Genomic DNA, 24,452 nt, shown 5'->3' with positions numbered 1-24,452 from the left:
TGCGGTCGCGGATTTAGTTGGACTTCGCCGTGATCCACACGGTGAGGGCGACGATGGCGCCCAGACCGAAGATCCAGAGGAACAGGCCCTCGGCCACCGGGCCGAGCGAGCCGAGCTCGAATCCGCCCGGGGAGGGGTTGTTCTGGATGTACTTCAGGTACGTGATGATGTCGGCCTTGCCCTGCGGCGTGATGTTGAGGTCGTTGAACACGGGCATGTTCTGCGGACCGGTGACCATGGCCTCGTAGATGTGCTGGGCGCTCACGCCGGTGAGCGGCGGGGCGTACTTGCCCTCGGTCAGCGCACCACCGGCGCCGGCGACGTTGTGGCACATCGCGCAGTTGATGCGGAAGAGCTCTGCGCCGTGCGCGGCGTCGCCCTTGCCGTCGAGGTACTTCTGCTCCGGGATGGACGGCCCGGGGGCGAGGGAGGCGACGTAGTCGGCCAGCGCCTTCACCTGGTCGTCGGTGAACTGGACCGGCTTCTCCTGCGCCTGCGGGCCCTGCATCTGCATCGGCATGCGGCCGGTGCCGACCTGGAAGTCGACCGCGGCGGCGCCGACGCCGATCAGGCTCGGCGCGACGGAGCTGCCCTGGGCGTCGAGCCCGTGGCAGGTGGCGCAGTTGGCCTGGAAGAGCTTCTTGCCCTCGTCGACCGAGCTCTGGCTCGCGGCCGCGACCTGGGGCTCGTCGGCGGAGGCCGTGGTGGTGGTGAACGCGGCGTACGCGCCGCCGGTCAGTCCCAGGCCGATCGCGAGGAGCGCGACGGTGGCCAGCGGGTGGCGACGGCCGCCCTTGCGGGAGGCCTTGGCCGAACGGGCCGGCTTGACCGTGCTGGGGTTTTTCGGACGCATGGGGTGAAGAACGCTCCTGTTTCCTATCGGATGATGTAGATGACCGCGAACAGTCCGATCCACACGACGTCGACGAAGTGCCAGTAGTAGGAGACGACGATGGCGCTGGTCGCCTCCTTGTGGCCGAAGATCTTGACCGCGAACGCGCGGCCGATGACGAGGAGGAAGGCGATGAGGCCGCCGGTGACGTGGAGGGCGTGGAAGCCGGTTGTCAGGTAGAAGGCGGAGCCGTAGGCGTTGGAGCTGAGCGCGATACCCTCGGACACCAGCGTCGCGTACTCGAGCACCTGACCGGAGACGAAGATCGCGCCCATGATGTAGGTCAGCGTGAACCACTCGACCATGCCCCAGCGCCAGAACTGCAGGATGCCGCCCGCGCGGCGCGGTTGCATGCGCTCGGCGGCGAACACCCCGAACTGGCAGGTGACCGAGCTGAGCACCAGGATGATCGTGTTCGTCAGCGCGTACGGCACGTTGAGGTGCTGCGTCTCGGCGGCCCACAGATCGGGCGAGGTCGACCGGAGGGTGAAGTAGATCGCGAACAGGCCCGCGAAGAACATCACCTCCGACCCGAGCCAGACGATGGTGCCGACGGCCACGACGTTGGGCCGGTTGATAACCGGCGCACTCGCTGAGGGAGAAAGGGAGGTGCTCGTCACGTAACCCATTATGGCTGAAAAGAAGCCGGGGTTTTCTCACCAAGGGGGCTTGAATCGGCCCTATTTCCGGTTAGGACAGCCTCAGTCGCCGCCGGATGGCCGGTATCGCCGTGGCGTGTCGCCCGCCGATAGGATCACATCATGGTCCACACGCAGTCCTGGTCGTCCGTGCTGACGTCTCTCCTGGCGGGGGAGCACCTGAGCGTGGCGGACGCGGCCTGGGCGATGGACCAGGTCATGAGCGGCGAGGCGACGGACGCCCAGCTCGCCGCCTTCCTCATCGCGCTGCGCGCCAAGGGCGAGACGGTGGACGAGATCGTCGGCTTCCGCGACGCGATCCTCGACCACGCCGTCCCGCTCGACGTCGACCCGATGGCGCTCGACATCGTGGGCACCGGCGGCGACCGCTTCGGCACGGTGAACGTCTCGACCACCGCGTCCATCGTGGCCGCAGCGGCCGGGGTACCGGTCATCAAGCACGGCAACCGCGCGGCGAGCTCGTCGTCCGGCTCCTCGGATGTCCTGGCCGCGCTGGGCATCGACCTCACGCTCTCGGCCGACCGGGTCGCCGAGGTCCTGCGTGTCGCCGGCATCACCTTCGCCTTCGCGAGCGCCTTCCACCCGGGGTTCGGCAACGCCGGCCCCGTGCGCGCGCAGCTCGGTGTCCCCACCGTCTTCAACTACCTCGGACCGCTGTGCAACCCGGCGCGCCCCGAGGCGTCCGCGGTCGGCGTCGCGACGCTCGACCGCATCCCGCTCATCGTCGGCGTGTTCCAGACCCGCGGCGCGACCGCGCTGGTCTTCCGCGGCGACGACGGACTCGACGAGCTGTCGACCACCGGTCACAGCCACGTCTGGGAGGTCTCCCGGGGCCTCGTCACCGAGCACGACATCGACCCGCGCGACCTCGGCATCCCGAGGGCGCGGATCGAGGACCTGCTCGGGAAGGACGCCGCCTACAACGCGGCGGTCGTGCGTGCCGTGCTCGCGGGAGAAGAAGGACCCGTGCGCGACATCGTCCTGCTCAACGCGGCGGCTGGGCTCGTGTCCTACGAGCTCGCGTCCGACCCGTCGAGGGTCCAGGTGTCCATCCTGGATCGTTTCCGTTCGCAAATGGCGGTCGCAGCCCAAGCGATCGACTCCGGGGCCGCGGCCGCGAAGCTCGACCAGTGGGTGGCGGCGACGCACTGACAGCAGTGGAAGGAAGGGTTTCGATGAAGAAGCTCATCAACGACGTACCCGACGTCGTGACCGAGTCCCTTGCGGGGTTCGGCCGGGCTCACGCCGACATCGTCCGGGTGTCGCAGGATCCGAAGTTCGTCTCCCGGGCCGACGGGCCCATCCAAGGCAAAGTGGGACTGGTCAGCGGCGGCGGCAGCGGCCACGAACCCCTCCACGCCGGCTTCGTCGGCAAGGGGATGCTGGACGCCGCCGTTCCCGGCGAGGTCTTCACCTCACCCACCCCGATGCCGATCGTGGAGGCCACCAAGGCCGCCGACGGCGGTGCGGGCGTGCTCCACATCGTCAAGAACTACACGGGCGACGTGCTGAACTTCGAGACCGCGGCCGACCTGGTCGGCGCCGAGGGCATCACGGTGCGCGCGGTCGTCACGAACGACGACGTCGCCGTGCAGGACTCGCTCTACACCGCGGGTCGCCGCGGCGTCGCCGGAACGGTCCTCGTCGAGAAGATCGCGGGCGCCTCCGCCGACCGCGGCGACGACCTCGACACGGTCACCGCCATCGCCGAGCGGGTCAACGCGAACGTCCGCTCGATCGGCCTCGCGCTGACCGACGGCACCGTCCCGCACGCCGGAGAGCCCGGCTTCGTGCTCCCGGAGGACGAGATCGAGTTCGGCGTCGGCATCCACGGCGAGCCCGGGCGCGAGCGCATCAAGCTCGAGCCGGCCGACCGCCTCGTCGACCGGATGATGGACGCGATCCTCGCCGATCTCTCGTACGAGGGCTCGCCGGTGCTGCTGTTCGTCAACGGGATGGGCGGCACGCCGCTGTCGGAGCTGTACATCCTGTACCGTCGCGCGGCCGAAATCCTCGACGAGCGCGGCATCCAGATCAGCCGGTCGCTCGTGGGCAACTACGTCACCTCGCTCGAGATGCAGGGCGCATCCATCACCCTGCTCAAGCTGGACGACGAGTTCACGCAGCTGTGGGACGCGCCCGTCCGCACCGCCGCGCTGCGCTGGGGCATCTGACAAGCCGGACCGATAACGACAAGGAGGCGTCGATGACGCTGGACACGAACTGGGTGAAGGCGTGGATCTCGGCCGCCGCCGACTCCATCGGCGAGCACAAGCAGGAGCTCAACACCCTCGATCGCGAGATCGGCGACGGCGACCACGGCGAGAACATGGACCGCGGCCTGCGCGCTTCGGTCGCCGCCCTGGAGAAGCTGCCGGACGACGCGACGCCGAATGCGGCGCTGCGCTCGGTGGCGATGACGCTGATCTCGACGGTGGGCGGCGCGTCCGGCCCGCTCTACGGCACCGCATTCCTCAAGGCGGCGGAGCCGGTGGGCGACGGCACGGAGATCTCCGACCAGGCCCTCGTGGCGGCCCTGACGGCCGCCCGCGACGGCATCGTGTCTCGCGGCAAGGCCGAACCCGGCGACAAGACCATGATCGACGCCTGGGCCCCGGCCGTCGACGCCGCGCGGGCGGACCAGGAGTCCGGGGCCTCGGCCGCGGGCATCCTGGCCGCCGCGGCGGAGGCAGCCGAGAAGGGCTCGGACGCCACGATCCCGCTGGTCGCTCGCAAGGGCCGCGCGAGCTACCTGGGCGAGCGATCGGCCGGGCACCGCGACCCCGGAGCCCAGTCGACCGCACTCATCCTGCGGGCGGCGGCGCAGACGGCCGAGGCGGCCGGATGAGCGGGAAGGTCGGCATCGTCTTCGTCTCGCACAGCTCCCGGATCGCCGAGGGGATGGTCGACCTCGCCGGTCAGATGGCGGGGTCGGTGCACCTGGTCGCCGCGGGCGGCACCGATGACGACGGGATCGGCACCAGCTTCACGAAGGTCATGTCCGGTGTCGCGGAGGCCGACGGCGGCGAGGGCGTGGTCGTGATCAGCGACCTGGGCTCGGCCCTGCTGACGGCGGAGACCGTTCTCGACATGCTCGACGAGGACCAGCGGGCGCGCGTCCGCGTGGTCGACGTCCCGTTCGTCGAGGGCGGGGTGGCTGCCGCCGTCGCCGCCGAGTCGGGGAGCGCGCTGGACGCGGTCGCCCAGGCGGCGCGCGGCGCGGTCGACGCCTGGGCGGGATCGGATGGGGACACCGCTCCGGAGCCCGAGGCGGCCGCCGCCTCCGGCCCCTACGAGCGCGAGGTGGTCGTCCGCAACCCCGAGGGCCTGCACGCCCGCCCCGCGGCGGAGTTCGTCAAGCTCGCCAACACCTTCCCGGTGAAGGTGACCGTCAACGGCAAGGACGCGAAGAGCCTCCTCGGCATCATGTCGCTCGGGCTCACGGCCGGGTCCACCGCGCGCATCGCCTCCGACGACGCAGAGGGTCGAGCCGCCGTCGACGCGCTGGCCGAGCTGGTCGAGACCGGTTTCGGCGAGATCTGACGGCGCTGACCGCTGAAAGCGCGCTGAACGCTCAGCGGACGAGCGGGAGCTCCATCTCCCGCTCGTTCGCCGTGCGGTCGAGCGGGTAGGGCTGGGTCCGTCCGGTGAACACGAAGCCGCGCCGCAGGTACGAGCGGATGGCCGGCTCGTTGTCCTCGTGCACCTCCAGCAGCAGCCGGTCGCCGCGACCCCTCGCCCAGGCGATGACGGCGTCGAGGAGCGCATCCGTCATCCCGTGCTCGCGGCCGCGGTACGCCGGGGTGACGTAGACGCCGACGAGATACGGGTCGCGCGCGCCCACCGCCTGGTAGCCGCCCAGGCTGCCGAGCCAGCGCCCGTCGTCCGCCACGGCGGCGAACAGCGTGGTCGTGCCCGCCGTGTTGGAGGCGCGCCGCCGCCAGTGCTCGTCGGGGTGCCGCTTCGCCTGCTCCAAGGTCTCGAGGAAGGCGATCGGCGCGTCGGCGAGCATTTCGAAGCGGAGCGCGCGGTACGCCTCCCAGTCGTCCTCGGTGCTGGCGCGGACGACCCAGTCGGCCATGGTCAGTCCCGGTCGGCGAGCAGTGTCTCCGCCGCCGCGAGCAGGATCGCTGTGCAGAGGCCGTCGAGCGCGGTGGTCAGCTCGCCGAGGGGCGGGAACGTCGGCGCGATGCGGATGTTCGCGTCGCGCGGGTCGTCGCCGTACGGGAAGGTCGCGCCGGCGGGCGTGACGGCGATGCCGGCTTCCTTCGCGAGCTGCACCGCGCGCTTCGCCGCACCGTCCGGCACATCGAGGCTCACGAAGTAGCCGCCCTTCGGCGCGTTCCAGGAGCCGGCTTCCCACGGCGCAAGGCGGTCGCGGAAGGCGGCGTCGACCGCGGCGAACTTCGGCTCCAGGATCGCGCGGTGCTTCTCCATGTGCGCGGCGAGGCCGTCGGCGTCCTGGAGCAGCTGCGCGTGGCGGAGCTGGTTGATCTTGTCCGGGCCGATGCTCTGCGCGGCGGTGTTGTACTGGAACCAGGCCACGTTGGCCTCGGATGCCCCGAAGAACGCGACGCCCGCGCCCGGGTAGGTGACCTTCGAGGTGGACGCGAAGATCAGCGGGCGGTCCGGGTTGCCCGCCTCGGCGGCCAGCGCGAGCACGTCGATCGGCTCGGGGCGGTCGTCGGTGAGGTGGTGGACGACGTAGGCGTTGTCCCAGAACAGGCGGAAGTCGGGGGCGGCCGGCAGCGAGACGAGGGCGCGCACGACCTCCTCGCTGTACACGGCGCCGGTCGGGTTCGAGTAGACCGGGACGCACCACATCCCCTTGATGCTGTCGTCGGCGGCGAGCAGCGAGGCGACCGCCTCGACGTCCGGGCCGTCCTCGTTCATCGGGACCGGGATCATCCGGATGCCGAAGCGCTCCAGGATGGTGAAGTGGCGGTCGTACCCGGGGACCGGCGTGAGGAACGCGATCGACTGGTTCGCCCAGGGCAGCTCGCCGCCCGGGACGCCGTGGAGGAGCGCCTGCGCGATGGTGTCGTGCATGACCGTCAGGCTCGAGTTGCCGAGCGCGAGGAGCTGCGGCACCGGCACCTGGAGGGCGTCGGAGAAGATGGTGCGCAGTTCGGGCAAGCCGTTGGGGCCGCCGTAGTTGCGGAGGTCGGTGCCCGCGGCATCCCGGTAGGCGCCGTCCGGCAGGTGGAGGAGGTCGTTGGACAGGTCGAGCTGTTCCGCGGACGGCTTGCCGCGTGTGATGTCGAGCGAGAGGCCGGCGGCCTTCAACTCCTCGTAGTCGCGGCTGAAGGCGGCGTGCGCCGCGCGCAGGGTCGGGGTGTCGAGGTCGGCGAGGGGAGCGGGCTGCAGCGGTGCGTCGGTCACGCATCGATCGTACCGGCCGAGCCTCAGGGTCCGCGCGGCCGGGGTGTGCGAACATCCGGAGTGTGACCGACGAAGTGAAGCACCACCGCGGCATCACGCGGATCAAGATGGCTGCCGCCCTGGTGGCGGGGCTGCTCGTCGCCGTCGTCACCGGACTCCTCGACGCCTGGCATTACGCCATCATCGCGGGCTGGGCGGCCGCCTGCCTCGTCTACGTCACGTGGGTCTGGGTGTCGGTGTGGAAGCTCGACGGGCCGACCACCAAGGACCACGCCACGCTGGAGGATCCGGGACGACGCACGGCCGACCTGGTGCTCATCCTCGCGGCCGCGGCGAGCGTCGTCGCGGTCGTGTACATCCTGGTCGACGCCCGGAATCTCAAGGGCGGAGCCCAGCTGGGGGTCGCGCTGCTGGCGATCGTCTCCGTCGCACTGTCCTGGACGCTGGTCCACACGCTCTACACGCTGCGCTACGCCCGGATCTACTATCGCGGAGGCGGTGGCATCGACTTCAACCAGAAGGAGGAGCCGCAGTACAGCGACTTCGCCTACCTCGCCTTCACCCTCGGGATGACGTTCCAGGTGTCGGACACGAACATCTCCAGCTCGTACATCCGGCGGACGATCCTGCACCATGTCCTGCTGTCGTACCTGTTCGGCACGGTCATCGTCGCGGCGACGGTGAACCTCGTGGCCGGACTGGGCGGCTCCGGAGGCTGACGGATCCCTTCCGTTCCGTACAGGATTCGGATCAGCGCGTGTAGGTGAGGAAGCGGTAGCGCATCCCGTTGCCGGCGGTCTGCCAGTCGCCGGCGTCGATGATCCAGCCGTCGCCCGGGTCCGGTGCTCGGGTGTCGCCCTCCACGTCGAGGTCGATCTCGGTGATCTCGAGGCGGTCGGCGAGGGGAGCGTCTGCGCGTACAGCTCGGCGCCGCCGATCACCCACACCGTGCCGTCGGCGCCGCCTGTGGCGAGGGCGTCATCGAGGGAGTGGACGACCTGCGCGCCGGGCGCCTCCCATCCCTCCTGGCGCGTGACGACGATGTTGGTGCGGCCCGGGAGGGGGCGGTAGCGCTCGGGCAGCGACTCCCAGGTGCGGCGTCCCATGATCACCGGGTCAGAGCCGGTCACCGCGCGGAAGTGCTTGAGGTCTTCCGTGAGGTGCCACGGCATGACGCCGCCGGCGCCGATCACCCGGTCGTGGGCCTGCGCCCAGATCAGCCCGATCGTCATACGGCCACGGCCGCGCGGATGGCGGGGTGGTGCTGGTAGTCCTCGACGACGAAGTCCTCGAACCGGTAGTCGAAGATGCTCTCGGGCTTACGTGCGAAGCGGAGGGTGGGCGCGGGATAGGGGGCGCGCGTCAGTTGCTCCGTCACCTGCTCGACGTGGTTGTCGTAGATGTGGACGTCGCCGCCGGTCCACACGAACTCGCCCGGCTCGAGGCCCACCTGTTGCGCGACCATGAGGGTCAGCAGCGCGTAGCTGGCGATGTTGAACGGGACGCCGAGGAACATGTCCGCGCTGCGCTGGTAGAGCTGGCAGGAGAGCTTGCCGTCGGCGACGTAGAACTGGAAGAAGGCGTGGCACGGGGCGAGCGCCATGTCCGGGATGTCGGCGACGTTCCACGCCGAGACGATGATGCGGCGCGAGTCCGGGTCGGTGCGCAGGGTGTCGATCACCTGCTGGATCTGGTCGATGTGCCGGCCGTCCGGGGTCGGCCACGAGCGCCACTGGACGCCGTAGACCGGGCCGAGCTCGCCGTCCTGATCGGCCCACTCGTCCCAGATCGTCACGCCGTTGTCGCGCAGCCAGCCGACGTTGCTCTCGCCGCGGAGGAACCACAGCAGCTCGTACGCGATCGACTTGAAGTGGACGCGCTTGGTGGTGATGAGCGGGAAGCCCTCGGTGAGATCGAACCGCAGCTGGCGGCCGAACACGCTGCGCGTCCCGGTGCCGGTGCGGTCGGATTTGTGGGCGCCGTTCGCCAGGACGTCGCGCAGCAGGTCTTCGTACGGGGTCGCAATCCGGGTCACGCTCCGATGGTACGTGTTCGTCGCTCCAGGTGCGCGCGACGCGTCGGTAGTCTGGCGTCATGGACGGGGCGACGCGCGGCGAGCGGCACAGCGACGACGAGCTCGCCAGCGCGTTGGAGGAGGAGGTCGCGCGGATCACGTCCGCGATCCCGATCATCGTCCCCCGGGCGGAGACGACCGCGGTGGAGGCGGTGCCCGTGGAGGCGCAGCCTGCGGCCGAGGATGGGGAGGACGACTCCGACGACGGCCAGTGGGTGGGACCGCCGACGGAGCTGATCAGCTTCGACGATCTTCCGGCGCGACGGGAGCCGACCGGGCCCGAGCCGACGTTCAGCCCCTGGGTGGCGACGGCGGCGATCCCGGTGCAGCGGGCCGAGCCGGCGGAGCTGGAGGCGCCGCCACAGGAGCCGTCTCCTGAGCCGGAACCGACGCCCGAACCGCCGGCCTACCGACCGATCGCGCGCGCCGAACCGCTCGACTTCGTCCCGCCGGAGCTCGCGCCGCGCGACTCCGAGCCGGTGCCGGTCGTCCCCCTCCCGCAGCCCGAGCCCGAGAACAAGCCCGAGCCGACCGTCGAGACACCGCCCGCCCCCGTCGCGGCAGTGGAACCGGCTCCGACCCCCGCCGCCGAACCGGAGTCCGCGCCGGATGCAGCGTCAGAGCCGGCCCCGCACCCCGCGGGCCGCCACGCCCGCGCGAGCATCCTCACCCCGGAGGCGTCCGACCTCGAGCCGACCCCCTCCACGCCCGCGCCGGCCGAGCCTCCCGCATGTTCTGGCTGTGGTTCGCGGGCACCTCCTCCCTCATCAGCGTGGGCGTCGGCGCGACCCTCTTCGTCCTCGGGCTGAGCCTCCGGCAGCTGCTCGTCGCCACCCTGTTCGGCGTCGCCCTCTCCTTCCTCCCGCTCGGCCTCGGCACGCTCGCGGGCAAGTGGAGCGGGCAGCCGACGCTCGTGGTGTCCCGTGCGACGTTCGGGCTGCGCGGCAACCTCCTGCCGACCGTCATCGCCCTGGTGGTGAAACTGTTCTGGGGCTCCGTGCTGCTGTGGCTGGCGGGCTCCGCGGCGGGGTCCCTGACCGAAGCGGAGGGGTGGCCGGGCAACGCCGTCGCCGCGACGGTGGCCGCGCTCGCCGTGACGATCGTCGTCGCCGTCGTGGTCGCGTACATCGGGTACGCGTTGGTCGCGCGGGTCCAGCTGGTGCTGACCATCGCGTCCGCCGTCCTGATCGTGCTGATGATCATGGCGACGTGGCAGCACGTCGACCTCTCCCGGGCTCTGGATGCTCCGGACGCGCTGTGGACGCACGTCGTGACGGGCGCCGTCCTGGTGCTCAGCTACGTCGGACTCGCGTGGGCGATGAGCAGCGCGGAGGTCGCCCGCTACCAGCGTCCGCTGTCGTCCGGGGGAGCGGCGATGCTGTGGGCGACCTTCGGGGCCGGCGTCCCGCCCTTCGTCCTGGTGTCGTACGGCGGCCTGCTCGCGGCGTCGAACCCGGGATGGGCGGCCGACCTCGCCCAGGATCCGGTCGGCGCGCTGGTGGGGCTCGGCCTGCCCGGGTGGTACCCCGTCCCGCTGCTGCTGGCGGTGGGACTCTCGCTGATCTCGGCCCTGGTGCTCGCGCTGTACTCGACCGGCTTCACGATCGACGCACTCGGCGTGCGGCTGGGACGGCGCTGGAGCACGCTGGTCGCCGGAGCGGCCATCGCGATCGCGGGCGGCGTGCTGGCGGCGACGGTGACCGACCTGTCCTCGGTGATCCGCGGGGTGCCGACCGCCCTGTCGGTGCCCGTGGCGGCGTGGGTCGGGGTGTTCTCGGGGAGATGATGCTGCGGACGCGGCGGCTGCACTCGCCGTCGCTGCTCGCCCGGGGCGGCGCGTACCCGGACTGGCGCTGGACCAACCTGGCTCTCCTGGTGGCGGGCACGGCCGTCGGGCTCGGGACCGTGAGTTCGCCGCTGCCCTGGCTCGGCTGGGAGGGGTACCTGTTCAGGCTGGTCGGGATCGACCCGCAGGCGGGGATCGGCACGAGCAACATCGGCGTGGTGATCGCGCTCGTGATCGGGCTCTTCGGTGTGCTGGTGTCGGCCGCGCCCGCGGTGCGCCGGCAGGAGCGGTCCGTCGAGTGATGGTCCACAGGCGGATGGGCGGGACCGGTTCTCCACAGATCGGAGGACGCCCGCTCGTGCCGGGGACCCATCCCGTAGGCTGATCGACGTGCCGAACACCCTCGCCTCCGTCCGCGACACCGTCGAGCAGCTGTGGCCGCTCGCCGGTGCCGAGGGCTGGGATGCGCCCGGGCTCGTCGCCGGTGATCCGGCGGCTCCCGTGGAGCGCATCCTGCTGGCGGTGGATGCCGTCGCGGCGACGGTCGACGAGGCGGTCGAGCTGCGCGCCGACCTGCTGATCGCCCACCATCCGCTGCTGCTGCGCGGAGTGACGAGCATCGCGGAGGACCGCTACAAGGGCGCCCTGCTCGCGCGGCTCATCCGCGGCGGCGTCGCGCTCTACGCCGCGCACACCACGGCCGACGTCGTCGCCGACGGCACCAGCGATGTGCTCGCCGCGCGCCTCGGCCTGCACGACACGAGGCCGATCGCCCCGGCCGCCGACGGCGCGACCGGGATCGGCCGGGTGGGCGACCTCGCGCAGCCCACGACCCTCGGCCAGCTGGCCCGCGCGGTGGCCGACCTGCTGCCGCCGACCGCCGGCGGCGTCCGGGCGGCGGGCGACTACCACCAGCCCGTCACGCGCGTCGCCGTGTGCGGGGAGCCGGCGACTCGCTGCTGGGCTCCGACGCCGTACGCGCGGCCGACGTCTACATCACCGCCGACCTGCGCCACCATCCGGCGTCCGAGGCGCGCGAGCAGGCGAGCCTCGGCGGCGGCCCCGCGCTGCTCGACGTCTCCCACTGGGCCAGCGAATGGCTCTGGCTCGACACCGCCGCCGAGCAGCTGCGCGCGGCACTCCCCGGTGTCGAGGTCGTCGTGAGCGAACTCCGCACCGATCCGTGGGATTTCGCGATCCTGCAATGACCACCCCGCACGAAGGAAGCACCGCATCGTGAAAGCCAGTCCCGCCGACCAGAAAGAGCTCCTGCGCCTGCAGGCCGCCGACACCCGCCTCGCGCAGCTCGCGCACGCGGCCAAGAACCTCCCGCAGCTGGCCGAGCTGGCGAAGCTCCAGCCCGAGGTCGAGGCCCTGCGCGCCCGCTGGATCGCCGCCACCGGCGAGCTGGAGGACGCCCGCGCCGAGCTGAAGCGCGTCGAGTCCGACGTCGAGGTGGTCGAGGCCCGGGTCAAGCGCGACACCGATCGGGTGCAGCAGACCGCCTCCGTCAAGGACGTGCAGGCGCTCGAAGCCGAGCTCGCCTCGCTCGCGCGCCGCAAGGACGACCTCGAAGAGATCGAGCTGAACGTCATGGAGCGCGTCGAGACGCTGGAAGGGGCTCTCGCCGCGGTGGAGGCGGAGCGCGCTGAGCTCGGCTCGCGCGTGGAGGCGCTGGAGGCGCAGCGCGACGAGGAGGCGGGCAAGCTCGACGTGCAGCGCAAGGCCGCCGCAGCCGACCGCTCGGCGATCGCCGAGGCGCTGCCGGCCGACCTGATCGAGCTGTACGAGCGCCAGCGCACCCGCTACGGCATCGGCGCAGCGGCGCTCATCCGCGGTGTCTCGATGGGCTCCAACGTGAAGCTCACCGAGTCCGACCTCTCCGAGATCCGCCGGGCTGCGGCCGACGACGTGGTGCTCTGCCCGGACAGCGGCGCCATCCTGGTCCGCGGCGAGGACAGCGGGCTCTGACCCAGTTTCGGCTGTCGTGCCTGCGCTAGGGTTGAGGCCGGAATGGGTCGGCAAGACGGTCGCGTCGGTCCGCGTCAGCGGGCCGCCGAGGAACGTCCGGGCTCCGCAGAGCAGGGCGGTGGGTAACACCCACCCGGGGCAACCCGCGAGAAAGTGCAACAGAAAGCAGACCGCCGGGAGGCTCGCCTCCCGGTAAGGGTGAAACGGTGGTGTAAGAGACCACCAGCGGCCGGGGTGACCCGGCCGGCTGGGTAAACCTCGCCCGGAGCAAGGTCGGACAGGGGACCATGAGGCTGCTCGCCTCGTCCCCGGGTAGACCGCTAGAGAGCGGCGGCAACGTCGCTCCGAGATAGATGGCCGTCCGCGGCGCTTCGGCGCCGTGACAGAACCCGGCGTATCAGCCGGCCCATTCCCCTTCTTCGTTCGGACCGTCATCCGGGACGAACCGGTACCCCATCCCGGGCTCGGTGAGCAGGTACCGAGGCTGCGACGGCTGCGGCTCCAGTTTCTTGCGCAGCTGCGCCAGGTAGAGCCGCAGGTAGCCGGTGTCCTTCGTGTACTGGGGACCCCAGACCTGCGTGAGCAGCGCCTGCCGGGTGACCAGCCGGCGCGGGTTGCGCAGCAGCACCTCGAGCAGTTGCCACTCGGTCGGCGTCAGCCGCACGGGATGTGTGCCCTCGGCATCCCGCCTGGTCACCTGGTGGGCGGCCAGGTCGACGGTGACGTCGCCGAAGGTGATGACCGGTTCGTCCGCCGTCGTGGTCTGCCGCCGGGTGAGGGCGCGGATGCGCGCCAGGAGCTCGTCCGCCGCGAACGGCTTGGTGACGTAGTCGTCGGCGCCGGCGTCCAGCGCATCCACCTTGTCGCCCGAACCCGTTCGTCCCGAGACGACGAGGATCGGCACGCCGGTCCAGCCGCGCAGGCCCTCGATCACCTCGATGCCGTTCAGCTCCGGCATCCCGAGGTCGAGCATGACCAGGTCGGGGTGCGTCTCGACCGCGACAGACAGCGCCTCGGCGCCCGTGCGCGCGGTCAGCACCTCATATCCGCGCGCGGTGAGCAGGATGCGCAGCGCGCGCAGGATCTGCGGGTCGTCGTCCGCGATCAGGATTTTCATGCGTCCCCTCCGGCCGCCGGGAGCGACACCACCATGGTGAGGCCGCCGCCGGGCGTGTCCTCCACATCGAGCGTCCCGCCCATCCCCTCGACGAACCCCTTCGACAGCGCGAGACCGAGGCCGATCCCGGAGTCGTTGTCGGTATCGGACAGGCGCTGGAACGGGGCGAACACCGCCTCCCGCCGCTCCTCGGGGATGCCCGGGCCGCGGTCGATCACCCGCAGCTGCACGGTCCCCGCGAAGGCGCTCGCCGCAAGCACGGGCGGCGAGCCAGGCGGGCTGTAGCGGAGCGCGTTGCCGAGCAGGTTCACGAGCACCCGCTGGAGGAGCACGCCGTCGGCGAGCAGCGGAGGGACGTCGGGGGAGAGGTCGAGCTCCACGTCGCCCGGCCCGATGCCGAGCTCGTCGAGCGCGGGCAGGACGACGTCGTCCAGCTCGGTCGGCGCAAGCGAGACGGCGAGCACGCCCGCCTGCACGCGGCTCGCGTCCAGCAGGTCGGTGACGAGTGACGCGAGCCCACGGAGGCTGTCGTCGGCCGTTTCGAGCAGCGCCTCCCGGTCGCCCTCGCTGAGGGCCAGCTCCTCCTGCCGCAGCGTGGTCACGGCCGCGGTCGCCGCCGCGAGCGGGCGCCGCAGGTCGTGACCGACCGCGGCCAGCAGGGCGCTTCGCACCCGGTCCGCCTCAGCGAGCGGCGCGAGTTCGGCCGCCGTGGCGGTGAGCTCGCGGTGCTCCAGCGCCGCATCCAGTTGCGCGACGATCGCGGACAGCAAGCGCCGATCGCTCGCCTCGAGGTCGCGGCCGTACAGCTCCAGCGTCGCGCGCGCATCGGGACCGCCACGGCCGTCCGCCGCGCCGACCGGGATGCGCTGGGCGGCTTCCGCGTCCGGCTCCGGGCCGTCGCTCGCCACGACGTCCCCGCCCGGCATCACCAGCCGCACGGTCGCCAGCCCGAACGCCTCCCGCGTCCGCATCACGATCGCCTGCACGGCATCCTCGCCGCGGATGACCTCGCCCGCGACCGTCGCCAGGAGCTCCGCCTCCGCCGCCGCCCGCTGCGCGGCCCGGGTGCGGCGGGCGGCCTGGTCGACGACGAGGCTGACGAGCGCGGCGATCACCACGTAGAGGATGAGCGCCAACAGGTGCAGCGGCTCGCCGACCGTGATCGTGTACAGCGGTTCCACGAAGAAGAAGTCGAGCGTCAGACCCGAGAGCAGCGCGGCGAAGAGGGCCGGCCAGATGCCGCCCACGAGGGCCACGACCACGACGAGCAGCTGGTAGCTCAGCACATCCGCCGTCATCGACTCGTGCGAGCGTCCGCTCGTCAGGAGCAACGTCAACAGGGGACCGCCGACCAGCGCCAGCAGGAAGCCGTACACGCGCCTCCGGACGGTGAGGCCGCCCTTCGGCCGGGGCAGCGCGAACCGCCCGCCGGCTCGGGCGTGCGACACGATGTGCACGTCGATGTCGCCGGATTCGCGGATCACCGTCGCACCGATGCCGGGACCTGTCAGCAGCGCGGACAGTCGGCTGCGGCGCGAGACGCCGATGACCAGCTGCGTGGCGCTCACCGCGCGCGAACTCGACCAGGGCGCGCGGAATGTCCTCGCCGACGACCTGGTGGTAGCTGCCGCCCAGCTGCTCGACCAGCGCGCGCTGGTTCGCCAGGACGCCCGGCGCCGCCTCGCGGAGGCCGTCCTGACTCGTGACGTGGACGGCCAGCAGCTCGCCGCCCGAGCTCCGTGCAGCGATGCGGGCGCCGCGGCGGAGCAGCGTCTCGCCCTCCGGTCCGCCGGTCAGTGCGACGACGACGCGCTCGCGCGCCTCCCACGTGCCGGCGATGCCGTGCTCGGCGCGGTACTGCTGCAGGGCGCTGTCCACCTCGTCAGCGAGCCACAGCAGCGCCAGCTCGCGCAGGGCCGTCAGGTTGCCGAGCCGGAAGTAGTTCGAGAGCGCCGCATCCACCCGCGCAGCCGGATAGACCACCCCCTCGGCCAGCCGGTCGCGCAGCGCCTGCGGTGCGAGGTCGACCAGCTCGATGCGGTCGGCGCGGCGCAGCACGGCGTCCGGGATGGTCTCGCGCTGCGGGACGCCGGTGATCTGCTCGACGACGTCGTTCAGCGACTCGATGTGCTGGATGTTGACGGTCGAGATCACGTCGATCCCGGCCTCCAGCAGGTCCTCGACGTCCTGCCAGCGCTTCGCATGCTCCGAGCCGGGCGCGTTCGTGTGTGCGAGCTCATCGACCAGCGCGACCTGGGGATGCCGCCGGAGCACGGCGTCCAGGTCCAGCTCGTCCAGGGTGACCCCGCGATGCTCGACGAGCCGGCGGGGCACCACCTCCAGCCCCTCGACCAGGGCGGCCGTCGCCACCCGGCCGTGCGTCTCCACGACCGCCACGACGACATCCGTGCCCAGACCGCGGAGACGTTCGCCCTCCTCGAGCATGGCGAACGTCTTGCCCACACCCGGGGCGGCGCCGAGCATCACCCGCAGGCGACCCCGAGCCATGCCTCAGCCCTCCGGGTCAGGCCGGAGTGGGCGCGGGGGCGTCGTCCGGGGTGGCGACCTCGCCGCTCCGGCCCCGCGCGCCCGCGTCACGGCGCTCGCCGCGCACCGCGAGGGCGGCGGCGCCGAGGATGCCCGCGTTGTTGCGGTGCACCGCCGGGACGATCGGCGTCTTGAGCTTCAGCAGCGGAAGGAACTCCTGGTAGTTCTTCGACACCCCGCCGCCGACGATGAAGAGGTCGGGGGTGAACAGGAACTCGACCTTCGAGTAGTACTTCTGCAGGCGCTTCGCCCACTTCTCCCAGCTGAGGTCTTCGCGCTCCTTCGCCGAGTACGCGGCGCGCGACTCGGCGTCGTGCCCGTCGATCTCCAGGTGGCCGAGCTCGGCGTTCGGGATGAGGATGCCGTCGTAGATGAGCGCGGACCCGATGCCCGTGCCGAGCGTCGTCATGATGACGAGGCCGTCCTTGCCCTTCGCCGCGCCGAACCGCGTCTCGGCGTACCCGGCGGCGTCGGCGTCGTTGACGAAGTGGATGTCGCGGCCGAGCGCCTTCTCGAACAGGTTCTCGGCGTGCAGCCCGATCCAGTCCTTCGCGACGTTGGCGGCGGACAGGGTGACGCCGTGGCTGACGATGGCCGGGAAGCACACGCCGACGGGCGCCTCCGGCTCCTCCTTGGCCAGCTGGTCGACGATCTCCTTCGTCGTCTCCACGATGTCGTCGGGCTTGCCGCCCGCGGGGGTGGGCAGCTTGACCCGGTCGCTCAGCAGCTCGCCGGTCGACAGATCGACCAGAGCCCCCTTGATCCCCGTGCCGCCGATGTCGATGCCGATCGCGTGCTTCTGCGAAGTCATGTCTCGAATCTACCGCGCCCTCGGCGGTCGCCGCTGGGCAGGGCGTTAGGGGAGCGTGAGGATTTCCGCGCCGCGCTCGGTGACGACCAGCGTGTGCTCGAACTGCGCCGTGATGCTGCGGTCCTTGGTGACGACCGTCCAGTCGTCGGGCCACATCTCCCACTCGTGCGTGCCGAGGGTGAGCATCGGCTCGATGGTGAACACCATCCCCGGCTCCATCACGTCGTCGTACGCGGGAGCGGCGTCGTAGTGGGGGATGATCAGCCCCGTGTGGAAGGCGGCGCCGACGCCGTGCCCGGTGAAGTCGCGCACCACCCCGTAGCCGAAGCGCTTGGCGTACGACTCGATCGCGCGCCCGATGACGTTGACCTGCCGCCCGGGCGCGACCGCCTTGATGCCGCGGTTCAGCGCCTCGCGCGTGCGGTCGACCAGCTGAGTGACCTCGGCGGACGCGGTGCCGGCGATGAACGTCTGGTTGCTGTCGCCGTGGAAGCCGTTCTTATACGCGGTGATGTCGATGTTGACGATGTCGCCCTCCTCGATCACCGTGTCGTCGGGGATGCCGTGGCAGACGACCTCGTTGACCGAGCTGCAGATCGACTTCGTGAAGCCGCGGTAGCCGAGCGTGGACGGGTATGCGTCGTGGTCGAGCAGGAACTCGTGCCCGATCGCATCCAGCTCCTCGGTCGTCACGCCGGGCCGCACGTTCTCGCCGACCAGCGCGATGGCCTGCGCGGCGATCCGGCCGGACTCGCGGATCAGCGCCACCTCGTCCGGCGTGTAGACGTCGCCGCGGGTGTACGGCGCGGGCCCGGGGCGGCCGACGTACTCCGGCCGCGGGATGCGGCTCGGCACCGGGCGCATCGCGGTGACGCGGCCGGGGATGAGGTGACCGGCGGAATCCTTGGGCATACGATCAACTCTATGACGAGCGACGAGTACGGCATCAAGCAGGACGCCGAGCACAAGTACTGGTACAACATGAAGACCGGCGAGGTCGAGCAGGGCTTCCTGTCGCCCGCGCCGAACCGCGTCGGTCCGTTCGACACCCGCGAGGAGGCCGAGCACGCGCTCGAAAAGCTCCGCGAGAACTCCGCCAAGTGGGCCGAGGAGGACGCGGAGGAGAACCGCTGATCCGCTAGACCCGCCGACCCGCTAGAAGCTGTGCTCCTCGGCGGGGAACGTCCCGTTCTGCACGTCCGCCTTGTAGGCGCGGGCGGCGTCTCCGAGAATCGTCTTCAGGTCGGCGTACTGCTTCACGAAGCGCGGCACGCGTCCCGTCGACAGGCCGGCCCAGTCGGTCCACACCAGCAGCTGGCCGTCGGTGTGCGGGCCCGCGCCGACGCTGATCGTCGGGATGCGCAGCTCGGCGGTCACGCGCTTCGCCACCTCGGCGGGCACCATCTCCAGCACGACCGCGAAGGCCCCGGCCTCCTCGACCGCGCGCGCGTCAGCCAGCACCTGCTCGGCCGCGTCGCCGCGCCCCTGCACGAGGTGACCGCCGAGACCGTGCTCGCTCTGCGGCGTGAAGCCGATGTGCGCCATTACGGGGATGCCCGCCTCCACGATGCGCCGGATCTGCTCGGCGCTGCGCCGGCCGCCCTCGAGCTTCACCGCGTGCGCGCCCGTCTCCTTCATGAAGCGGACGGCGGTGTGCAACGCCTCCAACGGTCCGGTCTCGTACGAGCCGAACGGCATGTCGGCGACCACGAACGCGCGCTTGACCGCCTTGGCGACCGCGCGGGTCAGCGGGATGAGGTCGTCGATGGTCACGGGGAGCGTCGTGTCGTACCCGAGCACGTTGTTGCCGGCGGAGTCGCCGACGAGCAGGAAGTCGATCCCGGCCTCGTCGAAGATCTGCGCGGTCAGCATGTCGTAGCTGGTGAGCCCGGTGAACGGCGCGCCCTCCTCCTTCGCCGCCTGGAAGTGGCGCGTCCGCACGCGTTTCAGCGACTGCATCGACGACGTGGTGGGATGAACGGAGGGCACCGGTGACTGCTCACTCATAGCGCCAGTCTAGTGACGGGGGAGTAGGCGATGAGTCAGGCCGGTACGGGCTCGTAGAGGCCTCTCTTCGAGGCGGCTGAGGCCAACTGCTTGTCGAAGGTGACCAGCGGAATGTCGTTGCCGACCGCGACGGCGAGGGCACAGGCGTCTGGCATGCGGAGGCGGTGCTCGGCGCGAAGGCGCGCGAGGATCAGGGGTTCGTTCGGTCCGAGGGTCGTCGGTGTGACACCGAACCGGCGAAGGTCCTCGAAAGCCTCGAGAGCATGACCTTCGCGCTCCGGATTGATGAGCGCTTCCGCCACGTTGACCGGATGCACGAGGTACCGGCCGCCGACCTCGAAAACGTCCCTCGCCGCAGAGTGGTGGACATCCCACGGATCCAGAAGCGCGATCAGGACCCCTGCGTCCACCGCGAATGTCACTCGGGCCAGCCTTCGCGAATGGAGGAGAGGCTTTCTGTGAACATTCCTGCGTACTTGGCGCTCATGCGGTCCAAAGCGGCCCGGCGCTCCTCGATCTGTCGGTCGCGCTCCTCGCGGACGCTCCGCTCGCCGGCCTCGATCAGATGGAGCAGCAGCTTGCCGTCGGTCTCGTCGGACCAGGTCTCGCGCGCGGTCTCGAGAGCGCGCACGACGGCCGGGGTGTGGGTCACCTGGGTGCGGAGAAGCGTGGTCGGCATGCCCCCAGTGTACCACCGCGAAGAGGTGGTGTTGCACCGCGTGTCGCGACCCCGCACCCACTAGTCTGGAACCGGCCGAGGAAAGGGGCAGGATGGACAAGCAGCGCGACTTCGTTCTTCGCACGATCGAGGAGCGTGGCGTCAAGTTCGTGAGGCTGTGGTTCACCGATGTCGTCGGCACCTTGAAGTCCGTCGCGATCGCCCCGGCCGAGGTCGAGGGCGCGTTCAGCGAAGGTCTCGGGTTCGACGGGTCGGCCATCGAGGGCCTGACGCGCGCCTACGAGTCCGACCTGCTCGCCCTCCCGGACGCCACGACCTTCCAGATCCTCCCGTGGCGCGGCGAGATCGACCCGACCGCGCGCATGTTCTGCGACATCACGACCCCTGACGGCCAGCCCGCGGTCTCCGACCCGCGCAACGTCCTGAAGCGGACGCTCGAGAAGGCGGCCGATCGCGGCTTCACCTTCTACACGCATCCCGAGATCGAGTTCTACCTGCTCAAGTCGTCCTCGTTCGGCGAGGAGGGCCCCGAGCCCGTCGACTCCGCCGGCTACTTCGACAACGTCCCCGGCGGCACCGCCCACGACTTCCGCCGCCGCTCGGTGCGGATGCTGGAAGACCTGGGTATCTCGGTCGAGTTCAGCCACCATGAGGCCGGCCCCGGACAGAACGAGATCGACCTGCGCTACGCCGACGCGCTCACCACGGCCGACAACATCATGACCTTCCGCACGGTGATCAAGGAGGTGGCCATCGAGCAGGGCGTCTACGCGACGTTCATGCCGAAGCCGCTCCAGGGCCACCCCGGATCCGGCATGCACACCCACATGTCGCTGTTCGAGGGCGACACCAACGCCTTCTTCGAGCCGGGCGCTCAGTACCAGCTGTCGAAGATCGGCCGCCACTTCATCGCCGGCCTGCTCCGCCACGCGCCCGAGATCACGGCCGTCACGAACCAGTTCGTCAACTCCTACAAGCGCCTGTGGGGCGGCGACGAGGCGCCCAGCTTCGTCAGCTGGGGCCACAACAACCGCTCGGCGCTGGTCCGCGTCCCGCTGTACAAGCCCAACAAGGGGCAGAGCTCGCGCGTCGAGTACCGGGCCATGGACTCGGCGGCCAACCCCTACCTCGCCTTCTCGCTGCTCCTCGCGGCGGGCCTCAAGGGCATCGAGGGCCAGTACGAGCTCCCGCCGGAGGCGGAGGACAACGTGTGGGCGCTGTCCGACGGCGAGCGTCGCGCGCTCGGCTACAACCAGCTCCCGGCCAGCCTGGACCACGCCATATCGCTGATGGAGGACTCCGAGCTCGTCGCCGAGACGCTGGGGGAGCAGGCGTTCAACTACGTGCTGCTCAACAAGCGGCGGGAGTGGTCGGAGTACCGCGCGCAGGTCACCCCCTTCGAGCTGCGGACCAATCTCGAAATCCTCTGACCACTGACGAAGTGACCCGGCAGCAGCTCTCCCTGACGGCCCTGGCGCGTGCCGGGTTCGTGGGGCTGAGTTCGGTCCGCGGCGAGCTGGACGAGCTCGCCGACCTGACCGGGCTCGACCCGGAGGAGCTGACCGGCGCGATCTCGGCGGCCGCGGATCCGGACACGGCGCTCGCCTGGGCGCTGCGGCTGCTGCGGCAGGCACCCGACCGGGCCCGACCGCGGTTCGCCACGGAGGAGGACGCCCGCCGGCTGTTCCGCGTGATCGGCGCGTCGGAGGGGATCGCCGAGTTCTTCCTGCGGCAGTCGGAGGAGTTGGACGCGCTGGCGCACCCCGTCCACGAGCTGCCCGGGCCGGACGAGCTGCGCGCCGACCTCCTGGACGCGGTGGATGCGGTGGACGGCGTCGCAGCAGATGCCGATGAGCGCGCGTGGACCGCCCTCCGCATCCGCTACCGCCGCCGTCTCGTGCAGCTGGCCGCCTACGACCTGGAGCAGGCCGATCCCGTCGCCGGCTTCGACGCGGTCGCCGCCACCCTCAGCGACCTCGCCTCGGCCGCTCTCGAGGCGTCCCTCGCCGTCGCCCGCCGCATGACCATCGGCTCCGGCCCCGGCCGCTTCCCCGAGGAGCAGGTGCGGGCGACGCCCTTCGCCGTGATCGGGATGGGCAAGGCGGGCGCCCGCGAGCTCAACTACCTCAGCGACGTCGACGTCATCTTCGTGACCGAGGGCGTCGAGTCCGCCGGCCTCGAACCGGGACGCGCCGTCGACATCGCGACCCGCCTCGCCATCCTCACGATGCGCGGCATCCACGAGCCGGCTATCGAGCCAGGCCTCTGGGAGGTCGACCCCAACCTGCGGCCCGAGGGGAAGGACGGCGCGCTCGTCCGCACCCTCGACTCCCACATCGCGTACTACGACCGCTGGGCGAAGGGCTGGGAGTTCCAGGCGCTCTTGAAGGCGCGCCCGCTGGCCGGTGACCCCGGCCTCGGCGACCGGTACGTCGCCGCGCTGTCGCCGAAGGTCTGGAGCAGCGCCTCCCGCGAGAACTTCGTCGAGTCGGTGCAGCGGATGCGCGAGCGCGTCACCGACAACATCCCCGACGACGAGATGCACTACCAGCTGAAGCTCGGGCCCGGCGGGCTGCGTGACGTCGAGTTCACGGTCCAGCTGCTCCAGCTCGTCCACGGCCAGGCGGACGAGGAGGTGCGGCAGCGCGACACCCTGTCGGCCCTCGCCGCGCTCGCCGCGCAGGGCTACATCGGTCGCGAGGAGTCCGCTGCCTTCTCGCACGACTACCGCAGCCTCCGGCTCATGGAGCACCGGCTGCAGCTGCGCCGCCTGACCCGCACCCACCTCATGCCGCGCGATGAGGCCGACGTGCGCATCCTCGCCCGCGCCACCGGCCTCGCGCCCAACGCCGACCAGCTGCTCACCACCTGGAACGAGATCAAGCATCGGGTGCGCGGCCTGCACGAGCGCCTGTTCTACCGTCCGCTCCTCAGCGCCGTCGCCAGCACGTCGGTGGAGGACGCGCGACTGGCCGGGGAGTCGGCCTCACCAGCGCCCAGGCCGAGGCGCGGCTCGCGGCGATCGGCTTCCGCGACCCGCGCGGAGCGCTCGGCCACATCGCCGCGCTGACCACCGGCGTCTCTCGGCGGGCCACCATCCAACGCCACCTGCTGCCCGTGATGCTCCAGTGGTTCGCCGACGGACCCGACCCGGACTACGGCCTCCTCACGTTCCGCCGCCTCAGCGAGGAGCTGGGCGGCACGCACTGGTACCTCCGGATGCTGCGCGACTCCACCGGCGCCGCCGAGCGGTTGACGCGGGTGCTCTCGGGCTCGCGCTTCGCGGGTGAACTGCTCGGCCGCATCCCCGAGTCGGCTGCGTGGCTGGAGTCGGAGGACGAGCTGCGCCCGCGCTCCGCGGCGCTGCTGCGGGACGAGACGGCGGCGATCCTCGGGCGGCACGAGTCGGTCGACACCGCCGCCACCGCGCTGCGGGCCATGCGTCGGCGCGAGATCCTGCGCCTGGCGGTGTCCGGCATCCTCGGCTTCGCGACGATCGACGAGCTGGCACGCGGCCTCAGCGACGTCACCGAGAACACCATCGACGGCGTGCTGCGGGCCATCCGGGCCGCACGGGACGACGCCGATCAGCTCGAGTTCGCGGTGATCGGGATGGGCCGGTTCGGCGGACGCGAGCTCGGCTTCGGCTCGGACGCAGACGTGATGTACGTCTTTCGACCGCTCGCGGCGGACCAGGAGGCGGCCAACCGCTCAGCCCTCGCCATCGTCTCCGAACTGAACCGGCTGACCGAGGACAACCGCCTCCCGCTCGACCTCGACATCGGTCTCCGCCCGGAAGGCAAGAACGGTCCGCCGGTCCGCTCACTGGAGTCGTACCGCGCCTACTACCGCCGGTGGTCGCTGACCTGGGAGGCGCAGGCGCTGCTGCGAGCCCGCGGCGTCGCCGGCGACGCGGCCCTGCTCGCCGATTTCGCTCAGCTCGCCGACGAGGTGCGGTATCCCGCGTCGATCGGCGAGCAGGAGGTGCGCGAGGTGAAGCGCATCAAGGCCCGCGTCGAGAACGAACGCCTCCCGCAGGGGGCCGACCCGTCGCGCCACCTGAAGCTCGGTCGCGGCTCGCTGAGCGACGTGGAGTGGTTCGTCCAGCTCATCCAGCTGGAGCACGCCGCCGCCGTCCCCGCGCTGCGCACGCCCTCCACTTTGGATGCGCTGACCGCGGCCGCGGCTCACGGTTTCGTGTCCGAGGACGACGCCGCCCGCCTGCGCGAGGCCTGGATCTTCGCCTCCCGAACCCGATCGGCGATGACCCTCTGGACGAACAAGACCGCCGACGTGCTGCCCTCCGATCGGGTCGCGCTGGACGGCGTCGCGCGCCTGATGGAGTACCCGCCCGGCTCGGCGAGCCGGCTCGAGGAGGACTACCTGGCGGTCACCCGCCGGGCGCGCCAGGTCTTCGAGCGCGCCTTCTACGGCGCCCCGCAACGGCCGGCGCCGACGGCGTGATCACGGGCCGGCGAAGCGCCCCACTCTGAGGGCACTGGAATGGCGTCGCACCGGTCGGCGGCC

At 71.2% G+C, this 24,452-nt stretch carries 21 protein-coding genes, 1 other RNA gene and 5 pseudogenes; 14 read left to right on the top strand and 13 right to left on the bottom strand.

Annotated features, from left to right (window positions below; all coding sequences use genetic code 11):
* Window positions 1-13: 13 nt before the first annotated feature.
* Window positions 14-853, bottom strand: a complete 840-nt coding sequence (gene qcrC / locus ACRAWB_RS18465) for a cytochrome bc1 complex diheme cytochrome c subunit (protein ID WP_431354682.1) — start codon at window positions 851-853, stop codon at window positions 14-16.
* A gap of 23 nt (window positions 854-876) precedes the next feature.
* Window positions 877-1,521, bottom strand: coding sequence for an aa3-type cytochrome oxidase subunit III (ctaE, locus tag ACRAWB_RS18460; RefSeq protein ID WP_064109289.1), 645 nt, complete (start codon window positions 1,519-1,521; stop codon window positions 877-879).
* A gap of 132 nt (window positions 1,522-1,653) precedes the next feature.
* Between ctaE and trpD the strand changes: the two genes are divergently transcribed.
* The 4 genes from trpD to dhaM are packed head-to-tail and all read left to right on the top strand — an operon-like array spanning window position 1,654 to window position 5,094.
* On the top strand, window positions 1,654-2,703 hold the full coding sequence (trpD, locus tag ACRAWB_RS18455; protein ID WP_064109288.1) for an anthranilate phosphoribosyltransferase: 1,050 nt from the start codon (window positions 1,654-1,656) through the stop codon (window positions 2,701-2,703).
* 23 nt (window positions 2,704-2,726) lie between these two features.
* Window positions 2,727-3,725 (top strand): dihydroxyacetone kinase subunit DhaK, encoded by a 999-nt coding sequence (gene dhaK, locus ACRAWB_RS18450; protein ID WP_431354681.1) that lies wholly within the window; start codon window positions 2,727-2,729, stop codon window positions 3,723-3,725.
* Between the two features lie 32 nt (window positions 3,726-3,757).
* Window positions 3,758-4,399 carry a dihydroxyacetone kinase subunit DhaL gene (gene dhaL / locus ACRAWB_RS18445; RefSeq protein WP_431354680.1) on the top strand — a complete coding sequence of 214 codons (642 nt, stop codon included), beginning with the start codon at window positions 3,758-3,760 and terminating at the stop codon, window positions 4,397-4,399.
* On the top strand, window positions 4,396-5,094 hold the full coding sequence (dhaM, locus tag ACRAWB_RS18440; RefSeq protein WP_431354679.1) for a dihydroxyacetone kinase phosphoryl donor subunit DhaM: 699 nt from the start codon (window positions 4,396-4,398) through the stop codon (window positions 5,092-5,094). Before dhaL ends, dhaM begins: the two co-directional genes overlap by 4 nt.
* Window positions 5,095-5,125: 31 nt before the next feature.
* Here the strand turns inward: dhaM and ACRAWB_RS18435 are convergent, their stop codons facing one another.
* Complete coding sequence (locus ACRAWB_RS18435) at window positions 5,126-5,632, bottom strand: GNAT family N-acetyltransferase (RefSeq protein WP_431354678.1); 507 nt, start codon at window positions 5,630-5,632, stop codon at window positions 5,126-5,128.
* 2 nt (window positions 5,633-5,634) lie between these two features.
* A complete protein-coding gene (locus ACRAWB_RS18430; protein WP_431354677.1) occupies window positions 5,635-6,933 on the bottom strand; it encodes an aminotransferase class I/II-fold pyridoxal phosphate-dependent enzyme in 1,299 nt (432 codons plus the stop codon).
* A gap of 62 nt (window positions 6,934-6,995) precedes the next feature.
* Here ACRAWB_RS18430 and ACRAWB_RS18425 point away from each other — a divergent pair, with 62 nt between their 5' ends.
* Window positions 6,996-7,652: a DUF1345 domain-containing protein gene (locus ACRAWB_RS18425; RefSeq protein WP_431354676.1), complete on the top strand. Its 657-nt coding sequence runs from the start codon at window positions 6,996-6,998 to the stop codon at window positions 7,650-7,652.
* 31 nt (window positions 7,653-7,683) lie between these two features.
* Here ACRAWB_RS18425 and ACRAWB_RS18420 read toward each other — a convergent pair.
* Both ACRAWB_RS18420 and ACRAWB_RS18415 read right to left on the bottom strand, forming a co-directional pair.
* Window positions 7,684-8,165: pseudogene (locus tag ACRAWB_RS18420) on the bottom strand (dihydrofolate reductase).
* Window positions 8,162-8,968, bottom strand: coding sequence for a thymidylate synthase (locus ACRAWB_RS18415; RefSeq protein WP_431354675.1), 807 nt, complete (start codon window positions 8,966-8,968; stop codon window positions 8,162-8,164). Before ACRAWB_RS18415 ends, ACRAWB_RS18420 begins: the two are co-directional and overlap by 4 nt.
* 59 nt (window positions 8,969-9,027) lie before the next feature.
* On the opposite strand from ACRAWB_RS18415, the gene ACRAWB_RS18410 reads away from it, so the two are divergent.
* The 6 genes and pseudogenes from ACRAWB_RS18410 to rnpB all read left to right on the top strand — a co-directional run bounded on the left by ACRAWB_RS18410 (window position 9,028) and on the right by rnpB (window position 13,177).
* Entirely contained in the window at window positions 9,028-9,816 is a 789-nt protein-coding gene (locus ACRAWB_RS18410) for a hypothetical protein (protein ID WP_431354674.1), read from the top strand.
* Window positions 9,738-10,793: a purine-cytosine permease family protein gene (locus ACRAWB_RS18405; protein ID WP_431354673.1), complete on the top strand. Its 1,056-nt coding sequence runs from the start codon at window positions 9,738-9,740 to the stop codon at window positions 10,791-10,793. Before ACRAWB_RS18410 ends, ACRAWB_RS18405 begins: the two co-directional genes overlap by 79 nt.
* Window positions 10,790-11,095 carry a hypothetical protein gene (locus ACRAWB_RS18400; protein WP_431354672.1) on the top strand — a complete coding sequence of 102 codons (306 nt, stop codon included), beginning with the start codon at window positions 10,790-10,792 and terminating at the stop codon, window positions 11,093-11,095. Before ACRAWB_RS18405 ends, ACRAWB_RS18400 begins: the two co-directional genes overlap by 4 nt.
* 88 nt (window positions 11,096-11,183) lie before the next feature.
* Window positions 11,184-12,001: pseudogene (locus tag ACRAWB_RS18395) on the top strand (Nif3-like dinuclear metal center hexameric protein).
* 28 nt (window positions 12,002-12,029) lie between these two features.
* Window positions 12,030-12,764: a zinc ribbon domain-containing protein gene (locus ACRAWB_RS18390; protein WP_431354671.1), complete on the top strand. Its 735-nt coding sequence runs from the start codon at window positions 12,030-12,032 to the stop codon at window positions 12,762-12,764.
* A 43-nt stretch (window positions 12,765-12,807) separates the two neighbouring features.
* Window positions 12,808-13,177: RNase P RNA component class A (rnpB, locus tag ACRAWB_RS18385), an RNA gene on the top strand.
* 20 nt (window positions 13,178-13,197) lie between these two features.
* Here rnpB and ACRAWB_RS18380 read toward each other — a convergent pair.
* The 4 genes and pseudogenes from ACRAWB_RS18380 to map all read right to left on the bottom strand — a co-directional run.
* Window positions 13,198-13,881, bottom strand: a pseudogene (locus ACRAWB_RS18380) (response regulator); the annotation flags it as partial.
* Window positions 13,878-16,389 (bottom strand): annotated as a pseudogene (locus tag ACRAWB_RS18375) (ATP-binding protein). The pseudogenes ACRAWB_RS18375 and ACRAWB_RS18380, both read right to left, overlap by 4 nt.
* A 16-nt stretch (window positions 16,390-16,405) precedes the next feature.
* Window positions 16,406-17,239 (bottom strand): polyphosphate--glucose phosphotransferase, encoded by an 834-nt coding sequence (gene ppgK / locus ACRAWB_RS18370; protein WP_363804676.1) that lies wholly within the window; start codon window positions 17,237-17,239, stop codon window positions 16,406-16,408.
* 45 nt (window positions 17,240-17,284) lie between these two features.
* A complete protein-coding gene (map, locus tag ACRAWB_RS18365) occupies window positions 17,285-18,151 on the bottom strand; it encodes a type I methionyl aminopeptidase (RefSeq protein ID WP_431354670.1) in 867 nt (288 codons plus the stop codon).
* A 12-nt stretch (window positions 18,152-18,163) separates the two neighbouring features.
* On the opposite strand from map, the gene ACRAWB_RS18360 reads away from it, so the two are divergent.
* Entirely contained in the window at window positions 18,164-18,373 is a 210-nt protein-coding gene (locus ACRAWB_RS18360; protein WP_064109278.1) for an SPOR domain-containing protein, read from the top strand.
* Window positions 18,374-18,394: 21 nt separating this feature from the next.
* Here the strand turns inward: ACRAWB_RS18360 and panB are convergent, their stop codons facing one another.
* The 3 genes from panB to ACRAWB_RS18345 are packed head-to-tail and all read right to left on the bottom strand — an operon-like array spanning window position 18,395 to window position 19,925.
* Entirely contained in the window at window positions 18,395-19,246 is an 852-nt protein-coding gene (panB, locus tag ACRAWB_RS18355) for a 3-methyl-2-oxobutanoate hydroxymethyltransferase (protein ID WP_431354669.1), read from the bottom strand.
* A 35-nt stretch (window positions 19,247-19,281) separates the two neighbouring features.
* Window positions 19,282-19,668 (bottom strand): type II toxin-antitoxin system VapC family toxin, encoded by a 387-nt coding sequence (locus tag ACRAWB_RS18350; RefSeq protein ID WP_431354668.1) that lies wholly within the window; start codon window positions 19,666-19,668, stop codon window positions 19,282-19,284.
* A complete protein-coding gene (locus ACRAWB_RS18345) occupies window positions 19,665-19,925 on the bottom strand; it encodes a hypothetical protein (RefSeq protein WP_431354667.1) in 261 nt (86 codons plus the stop codon). Before ACRAWB_RS18345 ends, ACRAWB_RS18350 begins: the two co-directional genes overlap by 4 nt.
* A 92-nt stretch (window positions 19,926-20,017) precedes the next feature.
* Here ACRAWB_RS18345 and glnA point away from each other — a divergent pair, with 92 nt between their 5' ends.
* The gene (glnA, locus tag ACRAWB_RS18340; RefSeq protein WP_431354666.1) at window positions 20,018-21,355 is read left to right on the top strand and encodes a type I glutamate--ammonia ligase; all 1,338 of its coding nucleotides are present in this window, start codon (window positions 20,018-20,020) and stop codon (window positions 21,353-21,355) included.
* 11 nt (window positions 21,356-21,366) lie between these two features.
* Window positions 21,367-24,389: pseudogene (locus tag ACRAWB_RS18335) on the top strand (bifunctional [glutamine synthetase] adenylyltransferase/[glutamine synthetase]-adenylyl-L-tyrosine phosphorylase).
* The last annotated feature ends 63 nt before the right edge of the window (window positions 24,390-24,452 follow it).

It is taken from the genome of Leifsonia poae (assembly GCF_050632865.1).
GTDB lineage: Bacteria > Actinomycetota > Actinomycetes > Actinomycetales > Microbacteriaceae > Leifsonia > Leifsonia poae_B.
This window is presented reverse-complemented; position numbering and strand designations above follow the sequence as displayed.